Origin of the sequence: Streptomyces sp. NPDC093064 (genome assembly GCF_044754605.1) — a bacterium.
GTDB lineage: Bacteria > Actinomycetota > Actinomycetes > Streptomycetales > Streptomycetaceae > Streptomyces.
Genome location: NZ_JBIVPK010000007.1, coordinates 1 through 15,119 on the forward strand (window position 1 = coordinate 1; position 15,119 = coordinate 15,119).

The window sequence follows — 15,119 nt, forward strand, 5'->3', positions numbered from 1 at the left end:
CTCACCCCGGAGTTGCTCGATCTCCCCCAAGTCCACACGGGCAGCCTGCCGGACTCGGCACCCAAGATCAAACCAACCTAACGAAGTACTACTAGCGGCGGGCGTACTTGTCCGTCGCGGCCACCAGGGCTTCCACCACACCCGGTGCTCCCGAGTCGTGACCGGCCTCGTCGACGACGCTCAACTCGCTCTCCGGCCAGGCCCGGTGGAGGCGCCAGGGGGTGCCCAGGAGGTTGCCGAAGTCGAGGCTGCCTTGGACGAGGGTGCCGGGAATGCCCTAGAGCCTGTGGGCGTCGCCCAGCACCACGCCCTCGTCGTTGCCGTCGCCGAGGAAGTGGTCGTTGCCGAAGTAGTGCGTGACCGTACGGGCGAAGCCCATACGGAACGCGGGGTCCTCGTAGCGCTCGACGGAGCGGGGCGGAGCGGGGATGGTCGCCGTCTCCCAGTCGGTCCAGGCGCGCGCGGCCCGTTCGCGCACCGCCGGGTCGGGCGACTCGATCTGCCGGTTGAAGGCGGCGGCGAGGTTTCCGGCGCGGTCCGGCACGGGCAGCTCGGCCAGGAACCGCTCGAAGGCCTCGGGGAAGACCCTTCCCAAGCCGTGGGTCAGCAGGGTCACCTCGGGGTTGGAGCCGGTCGCGATCCCCGTCAGCACCAGCTCGGAGACCACGCCGGGATGTGTCTGCGCGTAACGCAGCGCCAGCACCGATCCCCACGAAGCGCCCCATACCAGCCACCGCTCGACGCCCAGGTGCCGCCGCAGCAGCTCCAGGTCGGCCATCAGGTGCGCGGTCGTGTTGACGCTCATGTCGGTGCCGTACACGCTCGCGTGCGGCGTGGAGCGACCGCAGCCGCGCTGGTCGAGCAGCACGATCCGGTACGCGGCCGGGTCGCAGTAGCGCCGGTGGCCCGGCGTGCACCCGGAGCCCGGCCCGCCGTGCAGCATCACCGCCGGCTTGCCGCGGGGGTTGCCGCAGACCTCCCAGTACACGCGGTTGCCGTCGCCGACGCCGAGCATGCCCCGGTCGTACGGTTCGATCTCCGGATACAGGCCCATCGGGGCACCGTAACGGGCGTACGGCGGCCTCGTCGCCTCATTTCCCCGGGTGGCCGGGCGCTATCCCACCGGAAGCCCCGCCGCTCGGGCCGCCGTCCGCAGGACGTCCCGGAGCATGCCGGGGGTGAGTTTGCCGGTGAAGGTGTTGCGCTGGCTGACGTGGAAGCAACCGAAGAGGTCGAGGCCGTCGAGGGACACCCGGGTGCCGTGGGCGAAGGGCGGGCGGGGGCGGGGTACCGGCCAGCCGGCTTCGGCGAAGGCCGGAAGGGCCGCCTGCCAGCCGAAGGCGCCCAGGACGACCGCGGCGCGGAGGGTGGGGCGCAGCAGGGTCAGTTCCTGGACCAGCCAGGGGCGGCAGGTGTCGCGTTCGCCGGGGGTGGGCTTGTTGGCGGGGGGCGCGCAGTGCACGGGGGCGGTGACGCGTACCCCGTACAGCTCCAGGCCGTCGTCGGCGGAGGTGGAGGTGGGCTGGGAGGCCAGGCCCAGCTCGTACAACGCCTCGTACAGCACGTCGCCGGAGCGGTCGCCGGTGAACATGCGGCCGGTGCGGTTGCCGCCGTGCGCCGCCGGGGCCAGTCCGACGATCAGCAGGCGGGCGTCCGCCGGTCCGTAGCCCGGGACCGGACGGCCCCAGTATGTCCAGTCGGCGAACGCGGCCCGCTTGGTGCGGGCCACTTCCTCCCGCCAGGCGACCAGCCGCGGGCAGGCCCGGCAGCAGGCGATCCGCTCGTCGAGGGCGGCGAGGGTGTTGCTGTCCATGGCTCCACGGTAATTACCTCCGGGCCGGAGCGGTCGGGCCGCTAAGGTCGGACACATGGCTTCGCAGGACGACCGAGACGTGGATCCGAAGACCGCCGCCGCCGTCGCCGCCGCCGAGGCGGCCGGGCCGGCGAGCGGGGAGAACGTGCGGATCGACAGCTGGATCTGGGCCGTCCGGCTGGTCAAGACCCGCTCCGTCGGGGCCACCGCGTGCCGGGGCGGGCATGTCCGGGTGAACGGGGAGCGGGTGAAGCCCGCCCACTCGGTGCGCGTCGGCGACGAGGTGCGGCTGCGGCACGAGGGCCGCGAGCGGATCGTCGTCGTCAAGCGGCTGATCCGCAAGCGCGTGGGCGCTCCCATCGCCGTCCAGTGCTACGTCGACAACTCCCCGCCGCCCCCGCCCCGCGAGGCCGTCGCCCCGATCGGCATCCGCGACCGCGGCACCGGCCGCCCGACCAAGCGCGACCGCCGCGAGCTGGAACGCCTGCGGGACCTGGGCGGTCCGGGTGGTTCCGGAGGCAGCCCGGAGAGCCGTCCCAAGGGGCGGTGACGCCGGTCCGGGCGCGCGGTGAGCCGGTCCGGGCGCGCCGCGGTCCGGACGGCCGCACCCGTCACGCCTGCCGTCGCACCAGCCGCAGCAGCTGAGCGTTGTGGTCCCGACGGGCCCAGGCGATGACCGCCAGCGGAACGATCAGGACGATCGGGGTCGCCGCGTTCTGCCCGTCGAAGGCGGTCAGCTGCACGATGAACGCCCCCACCATCAGCGCGCTCAGCGCCACCGCCGACACCGACTGAAACACCGGGATCAGCAGCGCCACGCCCCCGGCCAGTTCCAGCACCCCGATGCTGTACATGCCCGCGCTCCCCCAGCCCATCTCGTCGAAGATCTCGACCGCCGTCGGATGCGCGATGAGCTTGGGCAGCGCACTGGCGAACACGAAGAACAGCCCGAGCAGCACCTGCACGACCCGCAGCGCGACACGGGCTGCGCGGCGGCCGGAGGCGGGCGTCTCGGCGGTGACGGACGACGGGACGGATGTGGTGGTCGCGGTGGGTGCGATGGGCGCGATGGGCGCGGTGCGCTCGGACATGTGGTCTCCCTGTGTGCGGCGATGAGGAGCGGCTGTCGTGCTTTCGCAGGGGTAGACCGGTCCGCGCCCCGGAACTCATCGCTGTCCGGGCTCCGTCAAGGGCACTCCTTCCGCACCTCCGGCACCGCCCGCACCCACGTCCCGTCCTCGGTCAGATACCTGTCCACCCTCAGACCCGCCTCCGCCAGCGTCCCCTCGAACTCCTCCTTGGACAGCGGCCGGGACCGGAAGGTCTGGGTCCAGGTCGCGTCCGGGAACACGTACTCCGCGCGCACCCTGTTCACCCCGTCCCCGACCGGCTCGGCCGACAGGATCCGCACCGTGAAACCTGCCGGGTCCATCCGCTCGCGCGGCACATTGATGTGGTAGTCGCCGCCCTCCCGCTGGATCAGTACGCAGCCGCCCTCCGCGACGTGCCGTGCGCAGGTGCGCAGCAGCCCTCGCCGAACCTCGGGGTCGCCCGTGTGCACCAGGAACGACGCGAGCACCACGGCGTCGAAGGTCTCCCCCGCGTCCAGGCTCTCGATGGGGCTGCATATGGTCCGTGCCCCGCGCACCCGCTCCAGCATGTCCGGTGACTCGTCCACCGCCGTGACGGTAAAGCCGCGCTCCAGCAGCGGACGGGTCACGCGTCCCACACCGCAGCCCAGCTCCAGGATGTGCGCGCCCGCGGGCACGGCCGCGGCGATGACGTCCGGCTCGCTCCCCACGGGCAGCCGCGCGTACAGCTCCACCGCACAGCCGTCCGGCGTGATCGCTCCCGGTCCCGTCCCCTGATGACCCTCACGCATTCTCAGCTCCATGCCCGAACAACGGCCCGCCTCCGCACAGCCGTTCCCCTCCCGGCTTGGTTCACCCGTCCGAGTGAGGCCGGCACGGCTTTGGAGTGCGGCCCGGGCGAGAGTTACGTTGCAAGGAGGAGTGGAGATCGGCGATGCGTACAGGCAGTGAACCCGCCACCGCGCGCAGTGCCCTGCGGGCGCGGTTCTGGCTGAGTGTGTGGGGACTGGTCTGGGCAAGCTTCGGCACGGTGATCTTCGTGCTGCTCGGACGGCCCGGTTGGGCGGCGGCCTGCGGGGTGCTGTGGCTGGTGATGGCCGTCGACTTCATGGTGATCGTCCGGCACCTGAGGCAGGGTCCGCACTACCAGCCGGGGCGGGACGTACCGCCGTACTGGCCGCCGGACGACCGGCAGCGCTAGCCGCCGGCCGCGCGGAGGATGGCCGGCTGCGGGCGGGCGTCAGGTGTCGAACCGCGCCCGTTGCAGGTACTCCGGGTTCGGGTCCAGCGCGGCGGCCAGCCGGAAGTGGCGCCTGGCCTCGTCGGGGCGACCCTGCCGCTCGTAGGTGCGGGCGAGCGCGAAGTGCGCGTACGCGTTGTCCGGTTCACGCTCGAGCACGATGGTGAACTCCAGCTCCGCGGGCCGGAGCTGGGCGGCCGCGAAGAAGGCGCGGGCGCGCAGCAGCCGGGCCGAGGTGTTCTCTGGATGGGCGGCTATGACCCGGTCGAGCAGTTTGACCGCGCCCCGCGGGTCCCGCGCGGCGAGCAGCTTCTCGGCGGCGCGGTAGTCGATGACGTGGGTCTCCGGAGTACGTTCGGGCACGACTACTTCCTTCCCTGGCCGAGGTGGTTCAACGCCCCGGCCGGGCAGCCCTATTCCTGGGACCCCTGCTCCCGGTGCGCCCGACCGGGCGTGTGCGCCCTGCGGACCAGCTCCGCCCAGACCTCCCGCACCCGCCGCTCGAGCCGCTCCAACGGTACGTCGTTGTCGATGACGATGTCCGCGATCTCCAGGCGCTTCTCACGGGTCGCCTGCGCGGCCATGCGCGCGCGTGCGTCCTCCTCGGTCATCCCGCGCAGCCGCAGGAGCCGGTCCAGTTGGGTCGCGGGGCTCGCGTCCACGACGATCACGAGGTCGTAGAGCGGGGCCAGGCCGTTCTCCGTGAGGAGCGGGACGTCGTGGACCACGACGGCGTCCACGGCGGCGGCCTCCTCCAGTTCGCGGGAGCGGGCGCCCACCAAGGGGTGCACGATCGAGTTCAGGACGGCCAGCTTCCCGGAGTCGGCGAAGACGAGGGAACCCAGCCTGGGCCGGTCCAGGCTCCCGTCCGCGGTCAGCACGTCCGGGCCGAAGGCCTCGACGACCGCCGCGAGGCCGGGCGTGCCCGGAGCGACGACCTCGCGCGCGATGCGGTCGGCGTCGATCAGCACCGCCCCGCACTCCACGAGCAGCCGCGACACCTCGCTCTTACCGGCACCGATGCCCCCGGTGAGGCCCACTTTCAGCATGAGCGGCAGCTTAGAGCCTGTCCCCGGCGGCCCGCCCGCCGGGCGGGCACCACCTCTTGCCCTCCCCCGTCGGCTCACGCCCTCCGCCTCAGTTCTCGCCCTCCCGCTCCGCCAGGAAGCGTTCGAACTCGCGGCCGATCTCGTCCGCCGACGGGATCTCGACGGGCTCGGCGAGCATGTTGCCCCGGGTCTCCGCGCCGGCCGCGGCGTCGTACTGGTGCTCGAGGCCCTGGACGAGGGAGGTGAGCTCCTCGTCGCCCTCGCGGATCTGCCGGTCGATCTCGGTCTGGGTGCGGTGGGCCTCGTTGCGCAGGGAGTGGGCGACGTTCGGCAGGACCAGCCCGGTGGCCGAGGTGATGGCCTCCAGGGCCGTCAGCGCCGCGTCCGGGTACGGGGAGCGCGCGATGTAGTGCGGTACGTGCGCGGCCACGCCCAGCACGTCGTGCCCGGCCTCCATCAGGCGGTACTCCAGCAGCGCCTCCGCGCTGCCCGGCACCTGCGCCTCCTCGAAAGGGCTGCGGTGGCCCGGTACCAGGTCACTGCGGTTGCCGTGCGGGGTCAGGCCCACCGGGCGGGTGTGCGGGACGCCCATGGGGATGCCGTGGAAGTTCACCGACAGGCGTACGCCGAGACGCTCGACGATCTGCCGTACGGCCGCCGCGAAACGCTCCCACTCCACGTCGGGCTCGGGCCCGGACAGCAGCAGGAACGGCGCGCCGGTGGCGTCCTGGACGAGACGTACCTCGATGCCCGGCACCTCGTATTCGGTCCAGCGGTCCCGCTGGAACGTCAGCAGCGGGCGGCGGGCCCGGTAGTCGACGAGCCGGTCGTGGTCGAAGCGCGCCACGACCTGGTGGGGCTGCGAGTCCAGCAGCCGATCGACGATCTGGTCGCCGGTCTCCCCCGCGTCGATGTATCCGTCGAAGTGGTAGAGCAGGACAAGACCGGCCGACTCCTGGGCGAGCGCCATGTCGACGACGGCCAGACCCTTCGGCTCCCATGCGAACAAACCCTGCGGATCAAGCACTGTGTGACCGCCCCTCCTCGTATTCGTAGGTTCACAACGAGCCGTGGGACGTTCGCATTCCCCGTCGGCGGCAAGTGGTCGCAACCTACTCCGAACAGCCCGAAGGGCCGCACCCGGAACGGGTGCGGCCCTTCGAGTCATCGGCTGAGCCTCAGCGGCTGGGCCCCTGTACGGGAGCTCAGCTCTGGCCGCCGGCCAGCTTCTCGCGGAGCGCGGCCAGCGCCTCGTCCGACGCCAGGGCGCCGGAGGTGTCGCCACCCTCGGAGGAGTACGAACCGCCGGACGCGGCCGGAGCGGCGGCCTCGCCACCCTCGGCGGCGGCAGCGGCGTCCGCCTCGCGGGACTTGATGACCTGCTGCTGGTGCTGCTCGAAGCGGGACTGCGCCTCGGCGTACTGGCGCTCCCACTCCTCGCGCTGCTTCTCGTAGCCCTCGAGCCAGTCGTTGGTCTCGGGGTCGAAGCCCTCGGGGTAGATGTAGTTGCCCTGGTCGTCGTAGGACGCGGCCATGCCGTACAGGGTCGGGTCGAACTCGACCGCGGACGGGTCGGCACCGAAGGACTCGTTGGCCTGCTTCAGCGAGAGGCTGATGCGGCGACGCTCGAGGTCGATGTCGATGACCTTGACGAAGATCTCGTCGTTGACCTGGACGACCTGCTCCGGGATCTCCACGTGGCGCTCGGCCAGCTCGGAGATGTGCACCAGACCCTCGATGCCCTCGTCCACGCGGACGAACGCACCGAACGGAACCAGCTTCGTGACCTTGCCGGGCACGACCTGGCCGATCTGGTGGGTGCGGGCGAACTGCTGCCACGGGTCTTCCTGGGTCGCCTTCAGCGACAGGGAGACGCGTTCGCGGTCCATGTCGACGTCGAGGACCTCGACCGTGACCTCCTGGCCGACCTCGACGACCTCGGACGGGTGGTCGATGTGCTTCCAGGACAGCTCGGAGACGTGGACCAGACCGTCGACGCCACCCAGGTCCACGAAGGCACCGAAGTTGACGATCGAGGAGACCACACCGGAGCGGACCTGACCCTTCTGGAGGGTCGTGAGGAACGTCTGGCGGACCTCGGACTGGGTCTGCTCCAGCCAGGCACGGCGGGACAGGACCACGTTGTTGCGGTTCTTGTCCAGCTCGATGATCTTGGCCTCGAGCTCCTTGCCGACGTACGGCTGGAGGTCGCGGACACGGCGCATCTCGACGAGGGAGGCCGGCAGGAAGCCACGGAGGCCGATGTCGAGGATGAGACCACCCTTGACGACCTCGATGACGGTACCGGTGACGATGCCGTCCTCTTCCTTGATCTTCTCGATGGTACCCCAGGCGCGCTCGTACTGGGCGCGCTTCTTCGAGAGGATCAGGCGGCCTTCCTTGTCCTCCTTCTGGAGGACCAGGGCCTCGATCTCGTCGCCGACGGCCACGACCTCGTTCGGGTCGACGTCGTGCTTGATCGAGAGCTCGCGGCTCGGGATGACACCTTCGGTCTTGTAACCGATGTCGAGCAGGACCTCGTCCCGGTCGACCTTCACGATGACGCCGTCGACGATGTCGCCGTCGTTGAAGTACTTGATCGTCTCGTCGATCGCTGCGAGGAAGGCTTCCTCGTTACCGATGTCGTTGACCGCTACCTGCGGGGTGGTGGCGGTGGTCTCGGTGCTGCTCGTCATGTGGGAAAGGGCTCCGGTACGGACATTAAGTCGTAGGCACTGCTACGCCGGGAGCCCGTTTCGCTCTGCAGAAGCCGGACAGCCAAGGAAGCGCCCCAAGAAACCACTGGCGGCGCCTCGACAACCGAGGGGACATACAACAGATGCGAGCGCAGCCTGCTCCGTCTGAGGCGCGCAGGCCCGCAGCGCAACTTGTAGCATACGGGGGCAGCCGGACATGGTCAATGCGCGAAGCCGCACAGCCGGGGCAGATCACCCCATATCCGGCAGAAAACCTGTCTCCCGAGGCCATGCCGACCCGAGCCAGTCCCTGTGTTGACAGCGCCGGGACCGGTCGGACGGGAGAGCCCGCAGATTAGTACGAGGGAGCCGATCATCCAAGAGCCAGCACCGTCCGAACAGTTCGAACCGGCCGAGCCGGAGGCCACCCGGCGCGAGGCCGGTGCCGCGGAGAGCTCCCGGGCCAACCGGGGCTGGTGGGACCGCAACGCGGACGAGTACCAGATCGAGCACGGCACGTTCCTCGGCGACGACCGTTTCGTGTGGGGCCCGGAGGGCCTGGACGAGGTGGAGGCGGGGCTGCTCGGCGACCCCGAGGACCTCAAGGACAAGGACGTTCTGGAGATCGGCGCCGGCGCGGCGCAGTGCTCACGCTGGCTGGCCGGGCAGGGCGCGCGCCCGGTCGCCCTGGACCTGTCGCACCGCCAGCTCCAGCACGCGCTGCGCATCGGCGGAGGGTTTCCGCTGGTGTGCGCCGACGCGGGCGCGCTGCCGTTCGCGGACGGCTCCTTCGACCTGGCGTGCTCGGCGTACGGGGCGCTGCCGTTCGTCGCCGACCCGCGCGCGGTGCTGCGGGAGGTGCGCCGGGTGCTGCGGCCGGGCGGGCGGCTCGTGTTCTCGGTGACGCATCCGATCCGCTGGGCGTTCCCGGACGAGCCCGGCCCTGAAGGCCTGTCGGTGTCCGGTTCCTACTTCGACCGCACGCCGTACGTCGAGCAGGACGAGGACGGCCGCGCGGTGTACGTCGAGCACCACCGGACCGTCGGGGACCGGGTGCGCGACGTGGTGGCGTCGGGCTTCCGGCTGGTGGACCTGGTCGAGCCGGAGTGGCCGGTCTGGAACACCTCCGAGTGGGGCGGCTGGTCGCCGCTGCGCGGGAGCCTGATCCCGGGAACGGCGATCTTCGTCTGCGTACGGGACTGAAGGCGGGAGTGAGTGCGGGACCGAGTGACCGACTGCGGGAGTACGGGACTGAGCGCGTGATCCGCCACGACGAGCTGGGCGCGCTGCCGGTGCGCGGCGCGCTGCCGGCCCTTCACGAGGCCCTGGACGGTCACGGGACCGCGGTCCTGGTGGCGCCGCCCGGCACGGGCAAGACCACGCTGGTGCCACTGGAGCTGGCCGGGCTGCTGGGCCAGGGGCCCGCGCGGCGGGTGGTCGTGGCCGAGCCGCGGCGGATCGCGGCGCGTGCGGCGGCCCGGCGGATGGCGTGGCTGCTGGGCGAGAAGGTCGGCGAGAGCGTCGGCTACACCGTGCGCGGGGAGCGTGTCGTCGGGCGCCACGCGCGCGTGGAGGTCGTCACGACCGGTGTGCTGCTCCAGCGGCTCCAGCGGGACCAGGAGCTGGCGGGCGTCGACGTGGTGGTGCTCGACGAGTGCCACGAGCGGCATCTGGACGCGGACACGGTGGCGGCGTTCCTGTGGGACGTGCGCGAGGCGCTGCGGCCGGAACTGCGTCTGGTGGCCGCCTCGGCCACCACGGACGCGCGGGTGTGGGCGCGGGTGCTGGGCGGGGCGCCGGTGGTCGAGGCGCACGGCGTGTCGCATCCGGTGGAGGCGGTGTGGGCGTCGCCGGCCCGGCCGGTACGGCCGCCGCACGGGATGCGGGTGGACCCCGCGCTGCTGACGCACGTGGCGTCGGTGGTGCGGCGGGCGCTGGCCGAGCGCGCGGGGGACGTGCTGTGCTTCCTGCCGGGCGTGGGCGAGATCGGGCGGGTCGCGGGTCTGCTGGGGGATCTCGGGGACGTGGACGTGCTCCAGGTGCACGGGCGGGCGCCGGCGGACGTGCAGGACGCGGTGCTGGTGCCGGGGCGGCGGCGCCGCGTGGTGCTCGCGACCTCGGTCGCCGAGTCGTCGCTGACGGTGCCCGGGGTGCGGGTGGTCGTCGACTCGGGGCTCGCGCGGGAGCCCCGCGTGGACCACGCGCGCGGGCTGAGCGCGCTGACGACGGTACGGGCCTCGCGGGCCTCCGGGCGGCAGCGGGCGGGGCGTGCCGGACGCGAGGCGCCGGGCGCGGTGTACCGGTGCTGGGCGGAGGCCGAGGAGGCGCGTCTGCCCGCCTATCCCGCGCCGGAGATCAAGGTGGCCGATCTGACGGCGTTCGCCCTTCAGGCGGCCTGCTGGGGCGATCCGGACGCCTCCGGCCTCGCGTTGCCGGACCCGCCGCCAGGTGGGGCGATGGCGGCGGCGCGGGAGGTGCTGACGGCCGTCGGCGCGGTGGACTCCGCCGGACGGGCCACGGACCGGGGGCGGTCGCTGGCGCGCCTTGGGGTGCATCCGCGTCTGGGGCGCGCCCTGCTGGACGCGTCCGCCGCCGGCGGGGCCGAGCGGGCCGCGGAGGTCGTCGCACTGCTGAGCGAGGAGCTGCCCCGGGAGTACGGGGACGATCTCGCCGCGGCTCTGCGTGCTGCCCGGCGCGGCGGTGACGCGTACGCGGCACGGTGGCGGACGGAGGTCCGGCGGCTGCGGGCCGCCATGTCGGAGGTCTCCGACAGGTCCACCCGACCCGCACGCTCACGGACGGACCGCGAGGTCGAGTCGATGGCCCCGGAGGGGGAGCTCGCGGCAAAACCGCTGTCCGGCGCCGGGGCCGTGAGCGTCCCCCGACCAGGGGCCACCGGGGATACGAGCCTCGCTGGGCTCCGGCCCGCACCCTCACGGACCGACCGCGAAGCGGACGCGGCCGGCCCGGAGGGGAAGAGCGCGGAACCGCTGTCCGGCGCCGGGGCCGGAAGCAGGCCCCGGCCAGGGACCGCCGGGGATACCGGCCTCGCCGGGCTCCGGCCTGCACCCTCACGGACCGACCGCGAAGCGGACGCGGGAGCGCTGTCCGGTGGCGGGGGCCGAGCGGGGGCCTCTGGGGGCGTGGGGCTTGTAGGGCTTGTTGCCGGTCTTGCCTTTCCGGAGCGGGTGGCCCGGCTCGACGGTGGTTCGTATCTCATGGTCTCCGGGACCCGGGCGGAGCTCACGGACGGGTCCCCGCTGTGGGGCGCGCCCTGGATCGCCGTGGCCGTGGCCGATCGGCCGGTGGGCAGGCGGCACGCGCGCGTGCAGCTCGCCGCGGTCGTCGACGAGGACGTCGCCCGGCTCGCGGCCGGGGCGCTCCGCGCGGAACAGGACGAGGTGCGCTGGGGCGACGGGGACGTCGTCGCGCGGCGGGTCGAGCGGCTGGGGGCCGTGGAGCTGGCGGTGCGGCCCCTGTCGGACGCCGAGCCCGGTCTCGTACGGGCGGCGCTGCTCGACGGGTTGCGGCAGGAAGGGTTCGGGCTGCTGCGCTGGTCGGCGGAGGCCGACGTGCTGCGGCAGCGGCTCGCCTTCCTGCGCCGGCACCTCGGTGAGCCCTGGCCCGACGTGTCCGACGACGCGTTGCACGCGCGCGTGGACGAGTGGCTGGAACCGGAGCTCGGGCGGGCCAGGCGGCGCGCGGACCTGGCGCGGATCGACGCCGGGCAGGCGCTGGCCCGGCTGCTGCCCTGGGCCTCCGGTGACGCCGTCCGGCTGGACGAGCTCGCCCCGGAACGACTCACCGTGCCCAGCGGGTCCCGGATCCGGGTCGACTACGCGGATCCCGAACGGCCCGTGCTCGCCGTGAAGCTTCAGGAGATGTTCGGCCTGGACGACTCGCCCACGGTCGCCGGGGTCCCGGTCCTGGTGCACCTCCTCTCCCCGGCCGGGCGTCCCGCCGCCGTCACCGCCGACCTCGCCTCCTTCTGGCGGACCGGCTACCGGGACGTACGGGCGGAGCTGCGCGGACGGTATCCGAAGCACCCCTGGCCCGAGGACCCGGCGTCCGCGGAGCCGACCCGGCACACCAACGCCCGGCTCAGGCGCTGACCGGTGCGGGACTCCGTTCGGCTTCCGTCCTCCGGGCGGGGGTCGGGCGGACGGCCGCCGGACATCACGAGGGCGCCCCACCGCTGTGGCGGGGCGCCCTCATGGTGTCCGTGCCGGTGTTACTCCGTGCCGGTGTTACTACGAGGATGCCGACGGGCTGGGGGACGGCTCGGCCGAGGTGTCGGCCGCCGCCACCTTCAGCTCCACGGTCAGCGTCGCGCCGCCGGCGGTGGTGATGCGCAGCAGGAACGTGCCGGTGGTGTCGTCCGCGTACAGCTTCGGCAGCTTCAGCAGGCCGCCTGCGTCCGTTTGAAGGTCCTTCAGGGTGCGCACGGGCTTGCCGTCGGCGTCCTTGAAGTAGGGGCCCTTGTCGTTCTGGGCGGGGTCGTCGGCCGACTTGACGAGGGTGGCGGTGGCCGCGACCCGGTCCGCGACGGCGCCCTTGTAGGTGGCCTTGACCTCGACCTGGTCGGCGAACTCGCCGCCCGGGGTGCAGACCAGCGCGCCGCCGGTCGTGCGGGTGAGGGCGTCGGCGGCGCGCACGGTGACCGTGGCCGTGTAGTCGACGCCGGGGAGCGTACGGCCTACGACCGCCGCCTGGACGGTGAAGTCGCCTGTCTTCTCACCGGCCCGGAGCGCCGGTGCGACGGCCACGCCGGAGGCGTCGGAGGCGACAGTGGCGACCTTCTCGCCGCCGGGGAAGGCGGCGTCGGTGTCACCGGTGATCGTGAACCGGATCCGCACCTTGCCGACCGCCTTGCCGTCCCTGGTCACGGCACGGGTGCTGATCTTCTCCGCGAACGCGTCGCCGGCCATGGCGGTGAGCTTGCCCGTGCCCGCGTCCTGGAGGTGGTGCACGGTGTCGGTCGCGGTGGGCGGCGCGGTGGGCGTGCCCGGGGTGGACGGCGGAGTCGGTTCGGACGGCTGGGCCGGTGGGGACGGCTGGCCCGGGCTCGGACTCGCGGAGCCGCCGCCCTGCTTGCCGGGCGCGGTGGGCTTGCCGGAACTGCCGGGGCTGCCGGCCCCCCCGGGCTTGTCGCTCGCCCGCGGGGCGGGCGGCTGCGGCGTCGGACCGGGGTTCGCGCCGGGGGTGTGGTCGCTGCGGTGGGACGGCAGGGGGCCGGTCCCGTCCGGGACGGAGTGGCTGCCCTTGCGGTAGAACTCCAGCCACGTCAGGACGGTGTTCAGATAGTCCGTCGAGTTGTTGTAGCTGAGGATCGCGCTCCGGAGGTCGCCGTCGGTGGACAGGTCCCAGCCGTTGCGGCACAGGTAGTGGCCGGCGGCGAGGGCGGCGTCGTAGACGTTGTTGGGGTCCTTCTTGCCGTCGCCGTTGCCGTCTCGGCCCGCCCAGGCCCAGGTGGAGGGGATGAACTGCATGGGCCCGACCGCGCGGTCGTACCTGGTGTCCCCGTCGTACTGGCCGTGGTCGGTGTCGCTGATGTGGGCGAAGCCGTTGCCGTCGAGGACCGGGCCGAGGATCGGGGACACCGTGGTGCCGTCGGCCCCGACGTTGCCGCCGCGGGCGTGTCCGGACTCGACCTTGCCTATGGCGGCGAGCAGTTGCCAGGGCAGGTTGCAGCCCGGCTTGGACGCGCGCAGTTCGGCCTCGGCCTTCTTGTAGGCGTCGAGCACGGTGGCGGGTATGCCGGACTCGGCCGAACCCTTGGAGATCGGGGTGCCGACGACGGGCGCCGGGCTGGGGCTGTTGAGGGGCGGCAGGTCCGTGTAGTACGGCGAGCCGCCGGTCGCGCTGCCGTCGGCGTTCCCGTCGGGCTGGGGCGTCGCCTCGGCGGCGGCCTGTCTGCCGTGGTCGTCGACGGTGACGCCGGGAGCCTGCGAGGCGGACAGAGCCGCGACCGCTGCTGCGGCCACGGCCGTGGTTGCCGCTCCCTTGCGCAGCCTGCTGCCGAAATGCGCCGCCATAAGGTGTGCCCCTCCTGTGGACGCCCGGGCGTCCGTCTCTGTCTGTCCGTTCGCCCTGTTGTGACGATCGACCCGTGTGACTGGTTGCCCTCGCAGAGCCGCACGGTTGACGAATCCAGGTGACCCTACGACAACTTCCCTCTCATAGGGACCCGTTCGCGCCCGATTTTCACCGGTTGGCCACGACTGGTTAACGGGTGCGCCCCTCGCATGACGCGCATACTGGACGGCGATGATCACACGGGCCCGCCGGCCCGGTCGACGCGCGCCAGGAGGAGCACCGTTGCCGTTCACTCTGAGCCATGCGGCGGCCGTACTGCCGGCGGTGCGCGGCGACGGAAGGGGGCGGGGCCGGCTGGTCCCGTCGGTGCTCGTGGCGGGCTCCTTCGCGCCCGATCTGACCTATTACACGGCGGGAGTTGTGCCCGGGGCGATGGAGTTCGGCGCGGTCACGCACTCCTTCGCCGGGGTCTTCACCCTCGATGTGCTCGTCGCCTGGCTGCTGGTCGGGGTGTGGCTGCTGCTGCGCGAGCCGCTCGTCGCACTGCTGCCGCGCGCGCGTCAGGGGCGGACGGCTTCGCTGACGCGGTGCGGTACGCCCTGGGCGCGGCCGCGCCCGGCGTCGGTGCCGTGGTGGTACGCCTCCGCCGCGCTGGGCGCGCTGACCCACGTGGTGTGGGACGCGTTCACCCACCACGACCGGTGGGGGATGCGGCTGTTCCCTGTGCTGGGCCGAGAGTTGGCCGGGGCGCCTGTCTACTGGTACCTGCAGTACGGCAGCTCGGCGGTGGCGGCCGTCGTGATCGCCGGGTTCCTGGTGTACGCGCTGCGGCGGGCTCCGGCGGGCGAGCCGGTGGGGGTCCCCGAGTTGTCGGTACGGGACCGGCGGCGTGCCTTCGCCGTGATCGCGGTCTGCGCGGTCGCCGGTGCCGTGCAGCGGACCTGGCATTGGCGGACGGGCCGGGGGTCGACGGCCGCTCTCTGGGAACTGATTCCGACCCTGTGCTTCGGCGCGGGCGCGGGCCTGGCCGTGGGCCTGCCCCTGTACGCCATGGACGTCAGGCTCCGTCGTGGTGCCCGGGCTCCGGGCGGCGGGGACGGTGTGACGGGGCCGGACGGATCGATCGGCTCCAGCCATGAGGGGGACTGTGCGGGTGCGGGTGCCTCTGGCGGTCGTGGCGGTGGGAGCGGTTCA

13 protein-coding genes and 1 pseudogene are annotated in these 15,119 nt (G+C 72.8%); 5 read left to right on the plus strand and 9 right to left on the minus strand.

The window, feature by feature from the left end; all coding sequences use genetic code 11:
• Positions 1–91 precede the first annotated feature (91 nt).
• Positions 92–1,054, minus strand: a pseudogene (gene pip, locus ACIQFZ_RS10925) (prolyl aminopeptidase).
• A gap of 60 nt (positions 1,055–1,114) precedes the next feature.
• Positions 1,115–1,813, minus strand: coding sequence for a uracil-DNA glycosylase (locus ACIQFZ_RS10930; RefSeq protein ID WP_365428506.1), 699 nt, complete (start codon positions 1,811–1,813; stop codon positions 1,115–1,117).
• A 55-nt stretch (positions 1,814–1,868) separates the two neighbouring features.
• Between ACIQFZ_RS10930 and ACIQFZ_RS10935 the strand changes: the two genes are divergently transcribed.
• Positions 1,869–2,363, plus strand: coding sequence for an RNA-binding S4 domain-containing protein (locus ACIQFZ_RS10935; RefSeq protein ID WP_365428503.1), 495 nt, complete (start codon positions 1,869–1,871; stop codon positions 2,361–2,363).
• 61 nt (positions 2,364–2,424) lie between these two features.
• On the opposite strand, the gene ACIQFZ_RS10940 is transcribed toward ACIQFZ_RS10935, so the two are convergent.
• On the minus strand, positions 2,425–2,904 hold the full coding sequence (locus ACIQFZ_RS10940) for a DoxX family protein (protein WP_402691089.1): 480 nt from the start codon (positions 2,902–2,904) through the stop codon (positions 2,425–2,427).
• Positions 2,905–2,999: 95 nt separating this feature from the next.
• Entirely contained in the window at positions 3,000–3,695 is a 696-nt protein-coding gene (locus tag ACIQFZ_RS10945; protein ID WP_383055987.1) for a class I SAM-dependent methyltransferase, read from the minus strand.
• 143 nt (positions 3,696–3,838) lie between these two features.
• On the opposite strand from ACIQFZ_RS10945, the gene ACIQFZ_RS10950 reads away from it, so the two are divergent.
• On the plus strand, positions 3,839–4,105 hold the full coding sequence (locus ACIQFZ_RS10950; protein WP_361411494.1) for a DUF6343 family protein: 267 nt from the start codon (positions 3,839–3,841) through the stop codon (positions 4,103–4,105).
• Positions 4,106–4,144: 39 nt separating this feature from the next.
• Here ACIQFZ_RS10950 and ACIQFZ_RS10955 read toward each other — a convergent pair whose 3' ends face one another.
• The 4 genes from ACIQFZ_RS10955 to rpsA all read right to left on the minus strand — a co-directional run bounded on the left by ACIQFZ_RS10955 (position 4,145) and on the right by rpsA (position 7,889).
• On the minus strand, positions 4,145–4,507 hold the full coding sequence (locus ACIQFZ_RS10955; RefSeq protein WP_141361911.1) for a tetratricopeptide repeat protein: 363 nt from the start codon (positions 4,505–4,507) through the stop codon (positions 4,145–4,147).
• A 50-nt stretch (positions 4,508–4,557) separates the two neighbouring features.
• Positions 4,558–5,193, minus strand: coding sequence for a dephospho-CoA kinase (gene coaE, locus ACIQFZ_RS10960; protein WP_376651418.1), 636 nt, complete (start codon positions 5,191–5,193; stop codon positions 4,558–4,560).
• Positions 5,194–5,281: 88 nt separating this feature from the next.
• Positions 5,282–6,220 carry a PAC2 family protein gene (locus tag ACIQFZ_RS10965; protein ID WP_376651419.1) on the minus strand — a complete coding sequence of 313 codons (939 nt, stop codon included), beginning with the start codon at positions 6,218–6,220 and terminating at the stop codon, positions 5,282–5,284.
• Between the two features lie 178 nt (positions 6,221–6,398).
• Positions 6,399–7,889, minus strand: coding sequence for a 30S ribosomal protein S1 (gene rpsA / locus ACIQFZ_RS10970; RefSeq protein ID WP_358732746.1), 1,491 nt, complete (start codon positions 7,887–7,889; stop codon positions 6,399–6,401).
• 315 nt (positions 7,890–8,204) lie between these two features.
• Here rpsA and ACIQFZ_RS10975 point away from each other — a divergent pair, with 315 nt between their 5' ends.
• Both ACIQFZ_RS10975 and ACIQFZ_RS10980 read left to right on the plus strand, forming a co-directional pair.
• Positions 8,205–9,092, plus strand: a complete 888-nt coding sequence (locus ACIQFZ_RS10975) for a class I SAM-dependent methyltransferase (RefSeq protein ID WP_376651420.1) — start codon at positions 8,205–8,207, stop codon at positions 9,090–9,092.
• Positions 9,093–9,148: 56 nt separating this feature from the next.
• Complete coding sequence (locus ACIQFZ_RS10980) at positions 9,149–12,001, plus strand: ATP-dependent RNA helicase (protein WP_402691090.1); 2,853 nt, start codon at positions 9,149–9,151, stop codon at positions 11,999–12,001.
• Between the two features lie 138 nt (positions 12,002–12,139).
• On the opposite strand, the gene ACIQFZ_RS10985 is transcribed toward ACIQFZ_RS10980, so the two are convergent.
• The gene (locus ACIQFZ_RS10985; RefSeq protein WP_402691091.1) at positions 12,140–13,924 is read right to left on the minus strand and encodes a lytic transglycosylase domain-containing protein; all 1,785 of its coding nucleotides are present in this window, start codon (positions 13,922–13,924) and stop codon (positions 12,140–12,142) included.
• A gap of 283 nt (positions 13,925–14,207) precedes the next feature.
• Between ACIQFZ_RS10985 and ACIQFZ_RS10990 the strand changes: the two genes are divergently transcribed.
• Positions 14,208–15,119: DUF4184 family protein (locus tag ACIQFZ_RS10990; protein WP_402691092.1), on the plus strand; the 912-nt coding region annotated here is incomplete at its 3' end.